General features: G+C 64.1%; 13 protein-coding genes. All 13 read left to right on the top strand.

Going from position 1 to position 16,791, the window contains the following annotated elements; all coding sequences use genetic code 11:
- The 13 genes from NM2_RS19540 to NM2_RS19480 all read left to right on the top strand — a co-directional run bounded on the left by NM2_RS19540 (window position 1) and on the right by NM2_RS19480 (window position 16,671).
- Window positions 1–495: a hypothetical protein gene (locus tag NM2_RS19540; RefSeq protein WP_245718121.1), complete on the top strand. Its 495-nt coding sequence runs from the start codon at window positions 1–3 to the stop codon at window positions 493–495.
- On the top strand, window positions 495–3,029 hold the full coding sequence (locus NM2_RS19535) for an ATP-binding protein (protein WP_067670639.1): 2,535 nt from the start codon (window positions 495–497) through the stop codon (window positions 3,027–3,029). The genes NM2_RS19540 and NM2_RS19535 overlap by 1 nt, the downstream gene beginning before the upstream one ends.
- The gene (locus NM2_RS19530) at window positions 3,026–5,947 is read left to right on the top strand and encodes a hypothetical protein (RefSeq protein ID WP_157121180.1); all 2,922 of its coding nucleotides are present in this window, start codon (window positions 3,026–3,028) and stop codon (window positions 5,945–5,947) included. Before NM2_RS19535 ends, NM2_RS19530 begins: the two co-directional genes overlap by 4 nt.
- A 297-nt stretch (window positions 5,948–6,244) precedes the next feature.
- Window positions 6,245–6,946: an NlpC/P60 family protein gene (locus NM2_RS19525; RefSeq protein ID WP_169816198.1), complete on the top strand. Its 702-nt coding sequence runs from the start codon at window positions 6,245–6,247 to the stop codon at window positions 6,944–6,946.
- A complete protein-coding gene (locus NM2_RS19520; RefSeq protein ID WP_067670633.1) occupies window positions 6,943–8,469 on the top strand; it encodes a C40 family peptidase in 1,527 nt (508 codons plus the stop codon). The genes NM2_RS19525 and NM2_RS19520 overlap by 4 nt, the downstream gene beginning before the upstream one ends.
- Window positions 8,470–8,589: 120 nt before the next feature.
- Window positions 8,590–9,171: a hypothetical protein gene (locus NM2_RS19515; RefSeq protein WP_067670631.1), complete on the top strand. Its 582-nt coding sequence runs from the start codon at window positions 8,590–8,592 to the stop codon at window positions 9,169–9,171.
- Window positions 9,168–10,841, top strand: a complete 1,674-nt coding sequence (locus NM2_RS19510; RefSeq protein ID WP_067670629.1) for a hypothetical protein — start codon at window positions 9,168–9,170, stop codon at window positions 10,839–10,841. The genes NM2_RS19515 and NM2_RS19510 overlap by 4 nt, the downstream gene beginning before the upstream one ends.
- Before the next feature lie 29 nt (window positions 10,842–10,870).
- Window positions 10,871–12,361, top strand: coding sequence for a PPE domain-containing protein (locus tag NM2_RS19505; RefSeq protein WP_067670627.1), 1,491 nt, complete (start codon window positions 10,871–10,873; stop codon window positions 12,359–12,361).
- On the top strand, window positions 12,358–12,708 hold the full coding sequence (locus NM2_RS19500; RefSeq protein ID WP_067670625.1) for a YbaB/EbfC family nucleoid-associated protein: 351 nt from the start codon (window positions 12,358–12,360) through the stop codon (window positions 12,706–12,708). Before NM2_RS19505 ends, NM2_RS19500 begins: the two co-directional genes overlap by 4 nt.
- Window positions 12,705–13,424, top strand: coding sequence for a hypothetical protein (locus NM2_RS19495; protein ID WP_067670623.1), 720 nt, complete (start codon window positions 12,705–12,707; stop codon window positions 13,422–13,424). Before NM2_RS19500 ends, NM2_RS19495 begins: the two co-directional genes overlap by 4 nt.
- A 9-nt stretch (window positions 13,425–13,433) precedes the next feature.
- A complete protein-coding gene (locus tag NM2_RS19490; protein WP_067670621.1) occupies window positions 13,434–13,805 on the top strand; it encodes a hypothetical protein in 372 nt (123 codons plus the stop codon).
- Window positions 13,806–13,813: 8 nt separating this feature from the next.
- The gene (locus NM2_RS19485) at window positions 13,814–14,116 is read left to right on the top strand and encodes a hypothetical protein (protein ID WP_067670619.1); all 303 of its coding nucleotides are present in this window, start codon (window positions 13,814–13,816) and stop codon (window positions 14,114–14,116) included.
- A gap of 14 nt (window positions 14,117–14,130) precedes the next feature.
- Window positions 14,131–16,671: a hypothetical protein gene (locus tag NM2_RS19480; protein ID WP_067670617.1), complete on the top strand. Its 2,541-nt coding sequence runs from the start codon at window positions 14,131–14,133 to the stop codon at window positions 16,669–16,671.
- The last annotated feature ends 120 nt before the right edge of the window (window positions 16,672–16,791 follow it).

The following is a 16,791-nucleotide window of genomic DNA, read 5'->3' as shown; positions in this document are numbered from 1 at the left end:
ATGCCGGTCAAGGTGTTCACGCCGATCAAGCGTGTCCCCACCATGATCGGCAAGGCGCAGAACGGGCAGAAGCTGCCGTTCGGGCCCTACACCCTGCCGCAGATCGCCGGTGGGGCGACGTGGCTGGTGATCACATCGGTGTGCGCGATGACTTTTCCGATCAATGTGGCGGTCACATTCGTGTCCGGGTTGGCGCTGACGGTGTTGAGCGTGTTCGGGCTGGGTCTGGTGCCGTATACGGGAGTGCGGATGACATCGAGGGTGCTGTGGATGGGGCGGTTGATCTTTGTTCGTAAGCCGGTTTCGGCCGCCGGCGGTCTGATCGATGCCAGGTCGACCGATACCGCGACGTTTGTCGAGGAATCCGTGGTCGTCATCCTGCCCCCCAGTACATCCGGCGAGGCGCGCGAGGCATTGAGCACATCGCCATGGCCACTCGCGCTCGCCCACATCGACAGCGCCGGTGCCGTGGTGGAACCCCGAGGACTCAACTGATGGCGTTCGAACGTGATCTACAGCCCACCGCCGCCATTCGCGGAAATCTGCAATTCACCCATTCCGGTATGGTGACCGCGACATACTTCATCAATCCGCTGGGCTACGGCTTGCGCAACACCGCCGACAAATTCGATGTGAAGATGGCGCATCACTCGTTGATCTCCAATCTTCCGAATGGCTCGCTTCTCTTGGGGATCCAGGCGCGGCTCAATACCCTCGATGTATTGACGAAGATGGTCGAGGGCGTGGATCTCGATGAATGTGAGGACTATGCCGCCGAGGTCGTCGAATCTTACGATCGCATCCGCACGATCATGCCGCAGACTCGCGTCTACCTGCTGACGATACCGGTCGGCACGACCTCGACCACGGGGGTTTCCGCGGTGTCGCGCATGTGGCGCGGTAGCACTACCACGATCGATGCCACCGCGGTAACGCGTGACGAGCTCGACGAGTACACCGCGAAGGCGAACGAGATCTTGTCGCGTGTCGGCCGGGATTTCGAACCGGTGCCGGTACCGGCCGCTTTGTTTCAGTGGCTGTGGGAGCACTACCTCAATCGAGGCACGGGCGGTGATCCGTCCGCACCCACACGAGCGGAAGTCCTGGACGACGTGACTGCCGCGGTGTTTCGATCCGCGGCGCTCGACGAGGGAGCGCACACCGATCGATCCCGCCGGCTGCGGCCCTCGTTCGTTCCGGTGATCAAAGTGGTGCAGCCGGAACTCGAATATCTACCGTCTTATCAGGCCATGCTCACGCCGCATTCGTTTCCCTACTCGGGTATGAGGTTCCCAGGGGGCAGCGAGTTCCTCAATGTCCTCGATGGTATGCCGGAGGTTACCGTCGATTGGGGAATGCGGGTTTCTACCAAACCTGCCGATCAGGTGCTCAAAGGTAATGAGCTGAGTCTGCGACGACTGGGCGAGCAGATGGATCAGCGTGATCAGGAGATCTCGTTCGCGCAGAACACATTGGCATCCAAGGTGCAGATGCTCGGTGAGTACAATCAGCATTTCGAGGTGAACGGCAGCGAGTCCGAGGTATCGTTCACGACTGTTATCGCCGTCGGCGGCCCGACCCGTGAGATCACCATGGACGCGGTCAACGCTCTCAAACGCCGATACAAGCGCTTTCAGATCGATATGACCGCACCGGCTGGTGCGCAGGTCGACCTATGGTCGATGCTGATTCCCGGTAGTCCGCGGCGGCGGGCATTCGACGACTTCGCGCACATCCTCCCGTCGGATATGTGGGCCGGATTCGTACCGTTCAACACGTCTCAGGTCGGCGACGACAGCGGACCGGTGATCGGCGTCAACCTGATGTCCGGGCACTTCGAGCCGATTCATTTCGGCATCATGGAAGCCGCGCTGCACGATCTGTCCGCATCATTCGCGGTAACCGGCGAGCTGGGTTCGGGAAAATCCTACTTCTTGAAACTCATGGCGGTGCTGGTCCACGATATGGGCGGACAGTTCCTCGCGATCGATCGCAGTCAGGTCGGCGAATGGGAACACTTCGCCAGGGCGATCGATAGGGCGGTCGTCATCGATCTGGCGAACCCGACCGTATCGCTGGATCCGCTGCGGATGTTCGAGGGCCGGGTCGCCGGCGAACGAACCTTGGATTCGATCCTGCCGCTGTTGGATCTGTCGCCGACTTCCGGAGCCGGCGCCTCCCTCAGCAATCTTCTGACGCCCGGTGCCATTGCCGAGCATCGCATTCGGAGTCTGCTCGATCTGTACCGGGTCGTCTGTACTTTGCGTGATCAGCCCGGAAATGCGGACGAATACGCCGATCTGGCGGCTCGGCTGGGCACGATTGCGAACCGGATGCCTGTGCTGTTCGATCCGAAGCTGCCGACGTTGCGTCTCGACGCCGCGGCGACCGTGGTGCGCAGCCACGGCCTGGCTCTGCCCACCGCCGAAGAACTCGTCACACCGCACCTGTACAACCGGCTGCCGCTGACAAAGCGACTCGGGACCGCGCTGTACGAGCTGGTGGGCGTGGCCGCTCGGGAGGCATTCCTCACTGATAACGGCAGATTCGGGCTCTTGGTGGGTGATGAGGCACATCACTTCACTCAGACACAGGTCGGTTCGTCGGTGACCTCGGACTTCAGCCGCGATGGTCGTAAGCACCTCGCCGCGATCGGGCTGGCCTCGCATGATCCGGCTACCGACTTCCAAGGGGCGGCGCACAATCTCATCCCCAATCGTTTCGTCTTCCGGCAGCGCGATGAAACCTTGGCCCGCAACAGCCTCGAATGGCTCGGTGTCGACCTGGAACAAACGTCGTTCCTGCTGTCGATGCTGCGGGAGGAAACCTCGCCGCCCATCGGCCCGGGACGGCAGGTGCCGGAGGAGCGTCGAGGTGAGATGTTCATGCGGGACGCGCTGAACCGGATCGGTCGCGGCAAGATTCTGGGCCCGGCTCGCGGAGACCGCGCAGTGGCGATCACCAGTACGCCCTCGACGGTTGTCGGGAACGGTCGCACGGCCTCATTGGAGAGACAGGCAGCCCGATGAGTACCCCTGACGACCGGCGGATTCGCCTGAGCGATCGATTGCCTCGGTCGTTGTGGGACTTGGAATTCTGGAATCCGGACCGCTGGAAGCTGTACGCGGTGTACCGGCGGTTCAGTGCCTGGATCAGTGCCAGTCGGCCGCGCAGGTGGACGGCCTGGTTGGTCGGCATCTTCCTGGTTCTCTTCGTCTTCCCGGGGGTGGTGGGCGGTATCGCCACCGCGCTCGTAGATCCGAGCACTGCGTCGTCGAGCGTCGATGCCGGATGGTCGGGTGTCAGAGATTCATCGGGAGTCCCGCTGTCACGGTACATGATCGTCACGAATCACGGTGATATCTTCCATCCCGGATACACGATTCTGTGGGCGGCGCTGAGTATGGTGGGAGAAGGCTACCTTTTCTTCGGTGATTTCTGGATCTATTCGTTCGACAAAGTGATCAGCTTCGGGTGGATGAATTTGATCGCAACTCCGTTGCGAGCGACGGCGAGGGCCTTTACCGGACAAATAGCGACGCCGCTCGTATTTGTGGTGGCTGTCACTATCGGCGCCTTTTTCGTCGCTTATTTCATAGTCCGCGGTTTGATCTCCAAGGCTGCCATGCAAATAGTCACGATGGTTGTCATCGCGATATTGAGCCCAGTGTTCTTGGCTGATCCACTCGCGGAGGTGCTCTCCTCGGACGGTATCCTGGCGCAAGGGCGTGACGTCGGTGTGGCGGTGGCTGCCGGGTTGAACGGGGAAGGCACCCGAGATTCGACAACCCTGGTCAACTCCATGCAGGGAATTCTGACGGATAATTTGGTTCGTAAACCTCTACAGGTGGCGAATTTCGGACATGTGGTCGATGTGCGGCCCGCGTGCAAGAATGCGTGGTCGGCCGGCATCATGGCAGGCAGCGAAGATCAGGTGAAGAACGGACTCAAGAATTGCGGTGATACGGCCGCGTATTCGGCGGTCAACAAACCGACGTGGGCACAGTTTGGAATCCTGCTTCTTTTGTGCGTACTGGGGGGAGTGCAGGGGTTTGTTATTTTCAGAATATCTGTCAAGATCATGATGTCGATTCTTGATGCAGTATACCACGGATTTCTGGGAATTTTTGGACTTGCCGCCGGCGGGTACATATACGGTCCGACGCAAACGTTCACGATTTCCAATATCGTGCACGGCTTCATCGCCGCCTGGCGCATGGTTGTGGAGATCGTCTTCGTCGCTGTCTATCTGCTATTTCTGGGTGATCTCTTCGAGCAGGCCGATGGCCAAATCGTGACGGTTATCGTGCTCAGTGGCATCGTTATGATCATCATGATGGCCCAGTTCAAACGAATTAGTAGCAGCGTCACCAGGGGCGGTGCGGCGATCGCCGGCAAGATATCGGCATCCGTTGACGGCGGTATACGAGGCTATGGAGTGGCTGGTTTCGGAGGAGGCGGCGGTGGAGGTCCATCGGGTGTAGGTGGTGGAATGGCAGCGGCGGCCAGTCACACGATGCTGATGTCTACCGTTGGAATGCAGGGAATTATGGCTGTGTCTGCGCTCAGCGCTTCGCCGCTGGCCTCATGGCTGTTCAGAGGCAGACGCAACCCGTTGAATCGCAACTCGGGAATAGAGCGGGATGCACTGCGGGCCGGCTGGGAAAACCAGTCGAACGACCTTTGGGCGATCGCTCAGAGGCATAGCCGGGAGGTTGGGGCGGACCCGCTCTGGCCGATCGCTCAGATGCACGGGTTGGAGAATCAGGCGGACGACCTTTGGCCGATCGCTCAGAGGCATAGCCGCGAGGTTGGGGCGGACCCGCTCTGGCCGATCGCTCAAAGGCACGGGTTGGAGAATCAGGCGGACGACCGCTGGGCGATCGCTCAGAGGAATAGCCGGGAGCTTGGGTCGGACCCTGATTGGCTCATGGCGCAGCGGCAGCCCCTAGTCGAAAGGCGTCGCTGGAGGGATATGGCTCGGGAAGCTGCGCTGGCGAATGGTGGACTCACCAATCCGAGGGGTGTCGCGGCTGCTTTTTCAACCTTGTTAGATGTTGGTGTGGCCGAACGAGATGCGCTTGGCCTGATGGAAACGGCGGGGATGACTGATGCGCGGCTCAACGGCATGGTAAGTCATTCCTGGCAGCGAATGCTGAAAGTTGCTCCAGAAAGCACCTTCAAGAGTCAGAACTTGGGGTATCTGGCTGCTTCGACAACGAGGCTGAGGAGTGCAATGGAGGCCTACGCACGTGGAGTTCCGGGCGCCTCGATGGATGAGGTGGTTGCTCGTATCGGGCCCGTAGACCGTGCGCTGAATTTGTATCGCGAGCAAGCGGAGGCGCATGTCAATCTCGATGAGTTGGCTGACCCCGGTGAACCCGGGTATCGAGGTGAGGCGGACTACGTAGCCGACTATTTGTCGAACCCGACAGAGGCAAAGATCAAAGCCTTGCAAGAATTTGCAAATGGTAACTTCAAGCTTCCCGATATGGACATGATCGTCGACACCAACAATCTCCTTGGGGCAAGAATTCCTGATCCTGAGCATGAAAATTATGAGCTCTATCAGGCAAAAGCGGCGCTGGAGGCGATGGGGATTCCGAATATCCCTGATGGCACGCCGGGTGGCACTCCTATTCCGCCGGAGCTGTACGATGAATTCAAATCGGAGCACGCGGGACGCATGATGGACGCTATCGCCCATAGGGAATTCAATACGATTTCGGATTCCTGGGAACGCTTCCTGGAGAATCCCGGAGATCCGAATCGGTTCAGAAACTTTCGAAGAGCTGTCAGTAACGCGCAGCGTACAGAACGCTTGGCCACGGGCATGAACAGGACTACAACGGCCGGGCTTCAATCGCCGGGCTGGGGGCCTTCCAGCAATCCGGGTCGCTGGCACACGGCCTTCGACTCGCTGCCGGGCCACCTGAATGGACCATGACGATGAGGTGAGGACGGCGCCATGCTTTCAATGCTTCGCAACCTTCTGCTCGGTCGTATCCTGACCGCTGGCCCCCTCCGTCGACGTCCGATGCTCGGGCAGATTCTCATGTTCGCGCTCATCCTCCCGAACGGGGTGCTGATCGGCATAGTCGTTTTGATAGTCGTATCGGCGCTCGTAAGTTCCCTGATATGGGTCGTGTTGATGGTCGGGAGTGCGACATCGGCTTCTTCGGCCGATCTGTACTACCAGTGCGACAGTGCGGTGGGTCCGGATCCCTCTGCCACCGAAACGGTTATGCCTACTGCCGCCGCAAGCGCCGGTGCTACGCAGGAGGCGCTGCCGTCTTCGGAGGTGCCGACCACCAATCCGTATGCGGCATTGACCATCGCGCCTGACGAGACCGACGTGTCCGACTGGCAACGCGCCTGTGTCAGCGCGATGCCGTCGGCGCCCTATCAGCTGCAGCCGCTGCTGACCGCGAATTCCGGGCCGGCGGCCGCGTGTGCGCGGGAGTTGGCGCTGGCAGCGGCGCAGCGCACGCAGGGGGCCGGACCGGGCAGTGCTGAGGCGTTTGCCCAATCCGCCCAGTCGCTGATCTACACGGCGTCCGGAGCGGACGGTACCGGCAGTTGCGCGGTGGGGACGATGCCGGTGGCATCCACAGCCCAGCCCCTGCCGCCGGGCATCACCTCAACGTCGAGCGCATCGGCTCAGGGTTCGTGCAACAAGCTCACGAATACCGCCGCGTTGCAGGTCGCGCTGCCGAACACCATTGCGGCACAGAGTCGTTGCGGGCAGCGGGTCGATCGGTCCGCGGTGTCGCCCGGAGATCTGGTCTTCTGGGACTACCGCGATTACGCCCCGACCCGAGTCGGCATCGCGGTGGACAGGACGCAGATGGTGACCAGTGATCCTGGTTCGGGACAGGTTGTCGAGGAGGCGATTCCGACCGCGTCCGACGTCCGGGTCAAGCGGGTGCTGAAGGGGAGTTCGTGACCAGCGCGGAGGCGGAGGCGACCGGAACCACCGATCCCGGGACCGGGGACGGTGGAACCGCGAGTGATGCCTCCGCGTCCGCGGTGACGCCCTGGACGAGGCCGAGCCAGCAGCGCGCGCGCCCGGCTTCTGCACAGGGTCAGCAGCCCGGGATGGTGTCGCCGAGTGCGAACAGCCAAGTGCAGCAGGGGAATTCGGATCCGAATTCACCCGGAAATGTGAATTCGAACGGGCAGGCCGTAGCGCCCGGACAGAACGGCGCGACCGCGAGTTCGGCAACCACTGCCGCGGCACAGGGACAGAGCGCGGCCGCCCAGGGCGTGTCCGCGACCGGCAAGAGCGCCGCGCCGACCACTTCCGGGGCGGGCCAGGGTGGCGCGGCGGAGTCCGCCGCGACGACTGCCGCGAGTTCGGCGCAGCCCGGCAGTATGCCGTCGCAGTGGGCGCAGCCCCGGCCCGCTCGGCAGGGCAGCGGCAACAACACCTCGCCCAATGGTTCGGATCTGCTCACGCAGCTTGCGCCCGCGGCGACGATGGTCGCATCCATGCTCCCCACGATCGCGTCCGCGCTGAGCGGGCTCGGCGGATCCGGTGGCAGCGGAACGGGCAGCAGCGGAACGACCGACGGAACGGGCGCTACCGGCAGCAGCGGATCGGATGCCGAGAACGCTCAGAACGCGCTGAACCAGCTCGACGGCACCTACGGCAGCGGCGACACCAGTTCCCCGCAGACCCAGTCCGTGCAGAATCAAGTCGATACCAGCGGTAGTGGGTCCGGAATGTCGGCGCTGAACACTGCACAGCAATATCAGCAGAATGCCGGTACCGCGTACAACAACCTCGACACCGAACTCGCCTCCTTTCTCGAATACCTTGCCGGAAACCAGTCCGTCGATCGGGGTGCCCTCAGTCAAGTCATCAACAACACCAACAGTCAGTTGAGCCAACTCGGTTCCGCCGCGTACACCAGAGACGGCGAAATAAAGGTTCATCAGATCCTCGTCTCGGCGTTGACCAATGCTTTGAAGATCGTCGGCAACAGTAACGCCAACGCCAACGCGATCGCCGTCGAGATCAACCGGCTCACCGACCAGTACCTCTACAACCTCGTCGGAGTGAACTACCCTGCGGCGGAGGGGATATCCGGGTCCAGCACGGGATCTTCGTCCGCCGCGCAGAAAGCGATTTCCATCGCGCTGTCGGAACAGGGAAAACCCTACGTATACGGCGCCGAGGGTCCTTACGCATTCGACTGTTCCGGCCTCACTCAGTACGCGGCGGCTTCGGCCGGTGCGCAGATTCCCCGTACGGCCGCGCAGCAATATCAGCAACTACCCAAGGTCAACGCGTCCGATATCCAGCCCGGTGACCTGATCTTCCCGGCGGCCGAATTCAACAACGGCAGCCCCACGCACGTCATGATGTACATCGGCAACGGGCAATGCATCGAGGCGCCGCATACCGGGGCGACCGTTCGGGTGGTGGGCCTGCCCAGCAGCTTCGCTGCCAGCCGGTGGACTTGATGCGCGTGCACGATTCCCAGGGGTGGGAATCCATGACAATAAGGGGGTCCGATGGAAGTTTCGCGTGTGGTCGACTGCTCCATGACGCGGTTTGCCCCTGTACCAGGTAGGTGATCTCGAATGGGGTTCTGGAGTGTCGTCGGGGATGTCGCCAAGGGCATAGCGACCGCTGCCGCACCTATCGCTGCTGTCGCACTGATCGCCAATCCGGCTGGCCTGGGGCTCCTTGCCACAGCGGGTATTGCCGCTGGTGCGGCTGGGCTGGTCGGTGGGGGGTGGACGTGGGCGCAGTCCGGCAGTTTCAACGAGGGGGCGAAAGCCTTCGTGATAGACGGCGCTCTCGGCGGGATCGGAGGAGGTCTGCTCGGCGCAGCGGCTCGTAGTGTCATGCCTGGGGCTTCAGCTCTGGCGACTGCGGTGGGGACTTCGAGGAACGTGGGGGCGGCCCTCGAAGGTGCGAGTGCTGGTGCCGGGATCGCGACCGCATTCAACGCGGACAGTCATGCCTCGGCCCCATCCGTATCCATGCCGAAGACCTTGCCGACCCGTCTGGCGGGCACGGACACCTCCAAGGGCACTGTTCCATTCAGCGGCAGCGATAGCCAGGCACAGCTGATATACGACAAGTACGGATTAGCTCAGTACCCCACATCCGGTGCGGTCAAGATCAAGCAGGCTGACGGTAAAATGGTTAATTCATGACCAGCATGCCGCCGCTTCTGATCCCGGACTGGGATTCTCCGGAATGGAAGAAGTACAGCAGCCTCAAGACGCTCGACATCTCGACTTCCGTAAAAAAATACCTCGACGATGATTATGTTGCCAACATAACCAACATGTGGCTGAAATTTGGTGACGGCAAAAGAAATTCGTTGCCGAAGACCATGGATGTCCCGCAGGTGAAGCAGACGGAAATATCGAGCGAGGCGGGCGGCAACTACATGGCGGTGGCTGCGCAGCTCAAGCAGTCATATGAAACCTTGCTGAGTACGCTGAACGCGGTGGCCAAGGACGTGGGGGATGCTGCGGACAAGTTGCAAAAATACCAGGACGCCATCGGTACCGACATCACCAAACTCAGTGATCTGGCTGCGACTCCTCCGGGCGACGGCCAGGATGAGAATACCCATATCCTGACATTCACGTCGTCCGGCCTGAAGCAGATGGAAACGGATATCAACAAGGCTACCGATGCGATGAACGGTAAAGGTAGCGATGTCAACGACCAGACCAAGAAACTCCAAGATCTGACAGATAAATACAATACGCTGGATGGCAAGTACCAGGACCTGCTGGATAAATACAATGCACTGCTGAAGGGTGGGGCGAGCGGCTCGAGTGGAGCATCCGGCAGTTACGACCCCGGGGCTCTCGGTAACAACACCGGCGCATCCGGTGCGAGCGGGTCCTCCGATATCTCCTGGAATCCGCCCGACCTGAGTGGGGCGAGCGGCTCGAGCGACGCCAGCGGCGTCACCGGTTCGAGCGACCCCAGCAACGTCAGCGGCTCCACCGGCTCCACGGACCCCGGGAGTTCCTCCTCGACCGACCCGGGTTCGGTGGGCAGCAGTGACACCGGTTCCTCGGGGCTTTCCGACATCTCGAGCATGCTGGGTCCGATGATGGAAATGATGCAGATGCAGTCGATGATGCGGAACCAATCCGATCAGAATCCCAACAATCAGCTTCAGCAGCCATATCCGCCCGGCTACCAGCAGGGGGCCCCGGCCCAGGCTGCCCCGGCGCAGGCCGCACCGGCGGCTCCTGCCCAGGCTCCCGCGCAAACCGCTCCGAACGGTCCGGGAACCACCGCTCCGCCCGCCGGGCCCCCGGCTCGTATACCGGGCGCCGACGGTCTCGTGGACTACACATTCCCGGACGGCCGCGTCCAGAAGGTGTCCCCGGTGGTCGCGAACGCGCTGGACGCGGCGTTCGCGAATCAGGCCGGTACCGATGCGCAGGCCGCTTATGCACAGGGTGCGAACACCCCGGCGAAGTGGAGCGATCCCAAGCAGATCGGCGATCGCGTGGATCCGAGCCAGCTGATGACCGGCGACGTCGCCACCTGGGACAGCAACCACACGGCGATCGTGATCGTGTGGGGTTCGGCCCAGGGCGGCGGTTCGGGCTCGAGCGACGGTTCCGGTCAGGACGGCAGCCTGCAGGTGATCGTCGACGGTCAGCAGAAGGACTTCACGCCCCAGATTTCCGGTAAGGCAGGCGATTTCGGCAATTTCTCCGGATTCGCCCATCCGCACGGCATCGAGGCGAGCGCGTCGAACGACGGGAGCGGGGCACATGCGCTCCCGGCCACCGGCGACCCGACCGGCGGGCAGACGCCACAGCCCGCCGCGGCAGCGCCGGGCAGCTGATCGTGCGCCGAAGGTGAGAGGAGGCAGATGTGGAGTCGTTGAATGTCGACCCGGCGGAACTCGTCACGGTGGCGTCGAACCTCGCCGATCTGGCGCAGACCACCGGGCAGGGACTGCCGACGGGCTGGGTGCAGCCCGCGGGCGCGGACCACATCTCCGGCGGTTTCGTGCCGGGCGCGAATTCTCAGGCCGCCCAGCTGTTCAACGGCACACAGGGCGTTCTGCACCTGGTGCATCAGCATGCGCACAAGACCGGCTCCGCGGCCGCCGATTACACCCGGGCCGACGATACGGGTGCGCGAATGGTCGGGGGCAGCGGTCGTGATGTGCTCACCAATCCGGTCGCCGAACCGTCGACGCCGACCGCCCGGCAAGCACCGACGTACAACCTGCCGACCGCGGGCGCCGAGATCGACCCGCTGACCTTCGCGCAGCAGCTGCGGTCCGGTCCGGGCACCGGACCGGCTGCCACCTTCGCGGGGAATATCCGCAGTTACCTCGATGGTTCGCATCGCACCGCGATCGAGGGCGTGGATCAGGCCGCTCAGGCGTTGCGGAGCTGGACGCCCGTCGGAACCGAGGCGGCGGCCCAGCTGAACGAGCACCGCAACTGGCTGGATCAGCTGGGCACCTACCTGGGCAAGCTGGCCGACGGGATCGACACCTACACTTCGGCTTTCGATACCGCGAAGGCCAAACACCCCACCCCCGAGGAGATCATCGCCGCGCGCAAGGAATTGCTGGCCGCGATGCGATCCAAGAACGAAGCCGGCGTAGCGGATGCGCTGGCCAAGACGCAGGAGCAGAACGCCCGATCCGCCGAGGCTATCGCGGGCTATTCAACAGCTGTCAATTCCGGTAGCGCGCAGAGTAATTCGGGCAGCGGCTCGGGTGACAGCAGCGGTAGCAGCTCGGGTGACAGCAGCTCCGGTAGCAGCTCGAGCGACAGCAGTCAGATGATGAGCACGTTGGCGAGTCTGCTGCCGACGATGATGAGTTCGATGATGTCGAACGGCATGAACGGGATGAACCAGAACGCCGATCAGAATTCGATCGGCGATCTGGCCGACTATGCCGGTGATTACGGCGGACTCGAGGGCGGTGGCGGCGGCGTGCCGATCGGCGATATCGCCAATGCGGTTGATTCCGGGGCCAATTCCGCCTTCCAGGTGGCCTCGATGCCGATGGTGGCTGCCGCGGCGAAACTCACCGGTTCACCGACCATGGCCCGAGCGCCGGTGATCGAGTCGCTGGACACGGCGGCGGCCACGGCGAGCCGGGCCGCCGGCGGCAGCTCGCCGTACATGCCGTACATGCCGATGACGCCCGGTATGAACGGGGCCGGCGGCAACCAGGACCGCAACCGTGTGGTGGCGTGGCATCCCGATCGGCTGATGTACGTCGACGACACTCCGCACACCGAGCAGGTCATCGGCGAGAAGCCGACGATCGCCCCGACCGTGACACCCCCCACGCCCTCGAACTCCCAGACCCCGAGTCAATCCGGAGGCACAGCATGAACGATATCCACCCCGACGTGCAGGCCGCACTCGATGCGGCGCGCGAACTGCGGCACAAGATCGCCGATCTGCGGGAGCGGATCGACGCCATTACCGCGCGCCGTCCCTCGCCCAGCGGTGCGGTCATTCCGGAGGTCGATGCGATGGGCCGGTTGACCTCGCTCTATCTGGCGCCGGGCACCGTCGATCGGTTCGAGTCCGGCGAACTGATCACCGAGATCATGGCGGCGATCCGGGACAGTACCGCCGATGCCGCCCGCCAGTACGAGCAGCTCATGGACCGGGATCCGTGGGGTGAGGACAGCGATTCGGACGCGGAATCCGATGCGGCGGAGCTCGTCTTGTGAGCGAGCCGGGCGCAGTAACCGTCGCCGATACCGTGCGGTGGTTGCACGAGGAGGGGTTGGTCCGGCTGGCCGGGGTGGCGGATGGCCGCACGGGCCCGATCGCCGCCTACACCGTCGAGGTCGCCACGGGAATGGTCTCCGCCCATCCCGTGACCGGCGCCGGTCTCGGCTCGGATGTGACGACCCTCGCCGCCGATGATCTGCCATTTCCCAGCGGCACACCGAAGCGGTTGGTCATCGCCGGGGTCACCGCTGCCGAGTCGGTACTGGTCCTGGATCTGTCCTGCTCGCTGGCCATTTCGATCAACGGTGACCGGCCGGAGACCGCGGCCCGCTCGTGGGCGATGCAGCTGCTGCTGAATCCGGACGTCACCCTCACGACCAACAGCGCCGCGGTGGCGATCAAGGCCGGTTCGCGCTTCCGGCAGAGTTTCATTCCCGGCAGCGGCGCGACGATCATCCAGATCGATGACAAGAACCCGCCGATCACCACCGTCACGCTCAACGCGTCGATCGATGGCCCGGATCACCTCGACATCACCTCGGACGGGGGAGGCGAGATGTATCTGGGAGCCCGGTTCTGGCAATTGCGTCAGGTCATGATCATCGACGACGATGCCTGGGCCGCGCTCGACGAGCGATTGACGGGTCCGCGGCCGGGCGCATCACAGGATTCCGGCTTCGGGATGGAACCCGGTCCCGCCGTACGTTTTTAGGAGCAGTCGATGACCGAAACCCCTGCCGTGGACCAAGCCGACGACGTCGGAGACGCGGCGCCGAACTGGCGGACCATGACCTACGAGGTGTTCAATCCCGACCACAGCGTCGGCGTCGCCTGCGGGCGGGACGGCGAGATCGTCGGACTGCACATCACCGACGACGCCCGCGACAACGGGGATGCCTGGCTGGCCACGGAGATCGTCCGGCTCGCGCGGCTGGCACATCAGAAATCGCGGGTGGGTCTGCGGGCGGAGATGGAATTCAACGGCACCCGCCCCTACACCATCGACTCGTTCGATCTGCCCACCGAATCCGCCTACCGCGCAATGGAAGCCGCCGAATTCGGCGCCACTTCCGCCAATCGCGACCCGAGATAGGACACGGCATGCCGGACGATCTGAACATCAACCCCGCCGAGGCGATCGCGACCTCCGGCCGACACCACCACGCGGTCACCTCGTTCACCGGCCAGGTCCGCGAGATCGCCGACGGCTTCACGGTGACAGGCAGTGGGCGCTCGCCGCTCGACCGGCGGTTGCGTGCGATTCCGGCCGATATGCGGCGATGGTTCGGCAGTGCCATCGATTCCGCGAAGGGCGGCACCGACGCCGGTTACGACCAGGCCCGCTACGCCAGCACCAGCATCGCCGACGCCGATGCCGCGGGGGGCGCGCAGGTGCACGGCTAGGGTCCGGACTACGCATGGACGCGGACAGCGACAGCCCGTACTGGAATGCCATCGTCGGCGACAACTGGCCGTCGATCTCGCCGTCGGACTGGGGAAACCTGGAGATGGTGGCGCGCAACGGGGCTGCCGCGCTGGATCCCGCCGAGGCCGAGCGCGCCCGCCGTGCCTTCGACGATGCGGTGCCGAGCAGTGTGGGGCTGCAACCGGTGAAGGATCACATGCTGGCCCAGAAGGCGACGCTGGACCGGTTCGTCGATGCCCTGGTGGCCGCGGCGGACACCTTCCGCGACATCTCCGCGATCGTCTACTGGACTCGCCATCGGATTCACGACATCGTCGAGCAGGCCACGGCCGAGATCCGCGAAGTAATCGCAGAATCCTCCGACGAGAAGAACAAAGATCCCGAGGCCGAACGTGAGCGGATCGCCGCCATCATCGGCGATGCCCGGGACGACGTCGCCAAGGCGATGTCGCGCGCGTTGAATTCGGTTGGCCCACAAGGGTTACCAGAGCTCGCGGTACTGGCCGAGCTGCTGGGGCAGCGCGATCCCTGGGCTACCGCGCACCATCGGTCCAGTGGTGGTCCCGACACGGGCGCAGCCCCGCGGACCTCCGGGGCAGGGCACCGATTCGACGACACCGGTCCCGGCAGGGTCGGGCTGTCGCGCGATGGCAGTGCGCCGTCGGTCCCGGCGCTGCGGGCTCTGGAGAATTTCTTCAATCGGTTCGGGTTGCAGTCACCCGTGTCGGTCCTGCCGAATGCGGCGGGGCAGCTGTCGAATGTTCCGGGAGATGGTGTCGCACAACCGAATCAGTCGTGGGCGCCGCAAATTCCGGCGCCCGCGCCGTCCTACGGCGATACGACGAGCGGCGCTCCGGTCGAATCGTTCGTGCCGGGGACCGTGTCCTCCGGGGCCGGGCAGTCGTTCGGTGATTCGGATGTTCCGATGACCTCGGATCCCGGCGAGGCGTATTCGAGCCCGGCGCCGGTTTCCGGGGCGGCAACCGATTCGGGCGGATATCACCCCGACGATGCTGTGCCGGTGGCGAATTCGTCAGTGGATCCCGGGTCCTCGCCCGGGACGCCCGCGGCGGCCGAGAGCGGTTCGGACGAAACGTCCGGCGCGGCAGCGGGGCTGCTGGGGCCCGGCATGATCGGTGCGATGGGATCCTCGGTGGTGGTTCCGCAACAGGTCGTTTCGTCGTCCGCTGCCGCCGCGTCGCCCATGGCGGCGAATCACGCGGGCGCGAGCACACCGGAGTCGAAGATTTCGGCGGACGTCAGAGCCGGTGCGGCTCCGCGGGTTTCGGCGACACCGAGCGGATCGCCCCCTGGTGCTACGACGCCGGGAACCACCGCCTCGGGTGGTCCGGCGCAAGCCGTCGGCGCGCCGGGCGTAACGGCGGCACAGGCCAAGGGGCAGGCCACGACTCGGCACGGTACGCGCGACGGTGACACCCCGGATGCCGGCGGCGACGAGGCCGCCGACAACTCCGCGGATGCCCAGGGCAGCAACCACATCGTGCGTGACGCGGTGGGGGCCGCGATGCTGGCCGCGGCCGCACCGGCATTCGTGCTGGGCGAGCGGGTCGACGGCGATCTGGTGCTGGCGCGGTCCCTGCTGTCCAGCCTGCTGGCGGTTACCGAGTCCGTCACCGTGGGCCTGAGCTGCGCGGTGTCGCTGATGCGGCATCCGGGCGGGGTTGCCGCATTCGTGACCACCGCCGAGGGACGGGGCTGGCTGCCCGCGGGTGTATTCCTCCCGCGTGAGATGTCGACACCGTGGGTGTGGTCCGTCGCGGATGGTTCGGCGTGGGAAGGGATCTCGGATCCGGCCCGGGTGCTGGCGGAGTTCGCCGCCGCCTGGGGCGGGAGAACGGGCGCCCGGCTCTCGGCGCTGGTCTCGTCGCAGCCGATCGACGACGAACTGCACCGCCAGTTGCCCGGTGTACCTGCCGAGGGTTCCGTTGCCGCGGCGCCGGTCATGGATTTCTCCTGTCCCGCAGCGGGTTTGGCGGATCGATTGGAACTGGTGGGCGCACCGCATCTGCTGGAGCGGGTGACCGCGGTGCCCGCCGAGCGAATCGCCTCCCGCTGTGTCGAACTCGCGGCCGATGCCCATGCGCGGGTCGCGAAACTGGGCTCGGGCGTCGCGTCGTCGTTGGGCGCCGCCACCCTGCGCGAGCGGATTCTGCAGGCGATCCGGCAGGGCCGGTCCGTGCCGGACGAATGGTGGTCGGAGTTGCGCGACGTCGACGATCTGATCGTGGCCTCGATGCTGTCGTCGCGGGCGGACGTTTCGCGAGTTCCCTTGGGGGAGTTGCGGTCCGAGTCGACGGACGGGCAGTCGGCGTCGGCGCTGCGAGCGATGCTCTTCGAGCGTCGCTGCGACGAATTGGTGCTGTTGTCCTCGGCGGCGGAGCCGAACCGTCAGCTCTTGCGGGATGCGGTCTACGCGCACGGTCAATTGCTCGATCACCCCGGCTTCACGCCGTCGCCGACAGCGGCGGAGACTGTCCAGCGTCGGCCCACGATCACCGCGGGCCCTGGATGACAGCGATTCCCGTTTCGCGGCGCGGCATGCCCGCAGCGACCATACCGAAACCCCTTCTCCCCCTGCCTGCCCGACAGTGGGAAGAGTAGATACTCGAATACGACGGAAAACTACGAGCGA

The organism is Nocardia miyunensis NBRC 108239 (genome assembly GCF_001613065.1).
GTDB classification, from domain to species: domain Bacteria; phylum Actinomycetota; class Actinomycetes; order Mycobacteriales; family Mycobacteriaceae; genus Nocardia; species Nocardia miyunensis.
This window is presented reverse-complemented; position numbering and strand designations above follow the sequence as displayed.

Coding starts and splice junctions, on each gene's coding strand:
- NM2_RS19510 (WP_067670629.1), top strand. CDS start 9,168: ATGACCAGCATGCCGCCGCTTCTGATCCCGGACTGGGATTCTCCGGAA.
- NM2_RS19530 (WP_157121180.1), top strand. CDS start 3,026: ATGAGTACCCCTGACGACCGGCGGATTCGCCTGAGCGATCGATTGCCT.
- NM2_RS19490 (WP_067670621.1), top strand. CDS start 13,434: ATGACCGAAACCCCTGCCGTGGACCAAGCCGACGACGTCGGAGACGCG.
- NM2_RS19540 (WP_245718121.1), top strand. CDS start 1: ATGCCGGTCAAGGTGTTCACGCCGATCAAGCGTGTCCCCACCATGATC.
- NM2_RS19515 (WP_067670631.1), top strand. CDS start 8,590: ATGGGGTTCTGGAGTGTCGTCGGGGATGTCGCCAAGGGCATAGCGACC.
- NM2_RS19535 (WP_067670639.1), top strand. CDS start 495: ATGGCGTTCGAACGTGATCTACAGCCCACCGCCGCCATTCGCGGAAAT.
- NM2_RS19525 (WP_169816198.1), top strand. CDS start 6,245: ATGCCTACTGCCGCCGCAAGCGCCGGTGCTACGCAGGAGGCGCTGCCG.
- NM2_RS19500 (WP_067670625.1), top strand. CDS start 12,358: ATGAACGATATCCACCCCGACGTGCAGGCCGCACTCGATGCGGCGCGC.
- NM2_RS19485 (WP_067670619.1), top strand. CDS start 13,814: ATGCCGGACGATCTGAACATCAACCCCGCCGAGGCGATCGCGACCTCC.
- NM2_RS19480 (WP_067670617.1), top strand. CDS start 14,131: ATGGACGCGGACAGCGACAGCCCGTACTGGAATGCCATCGTCGGCGAC.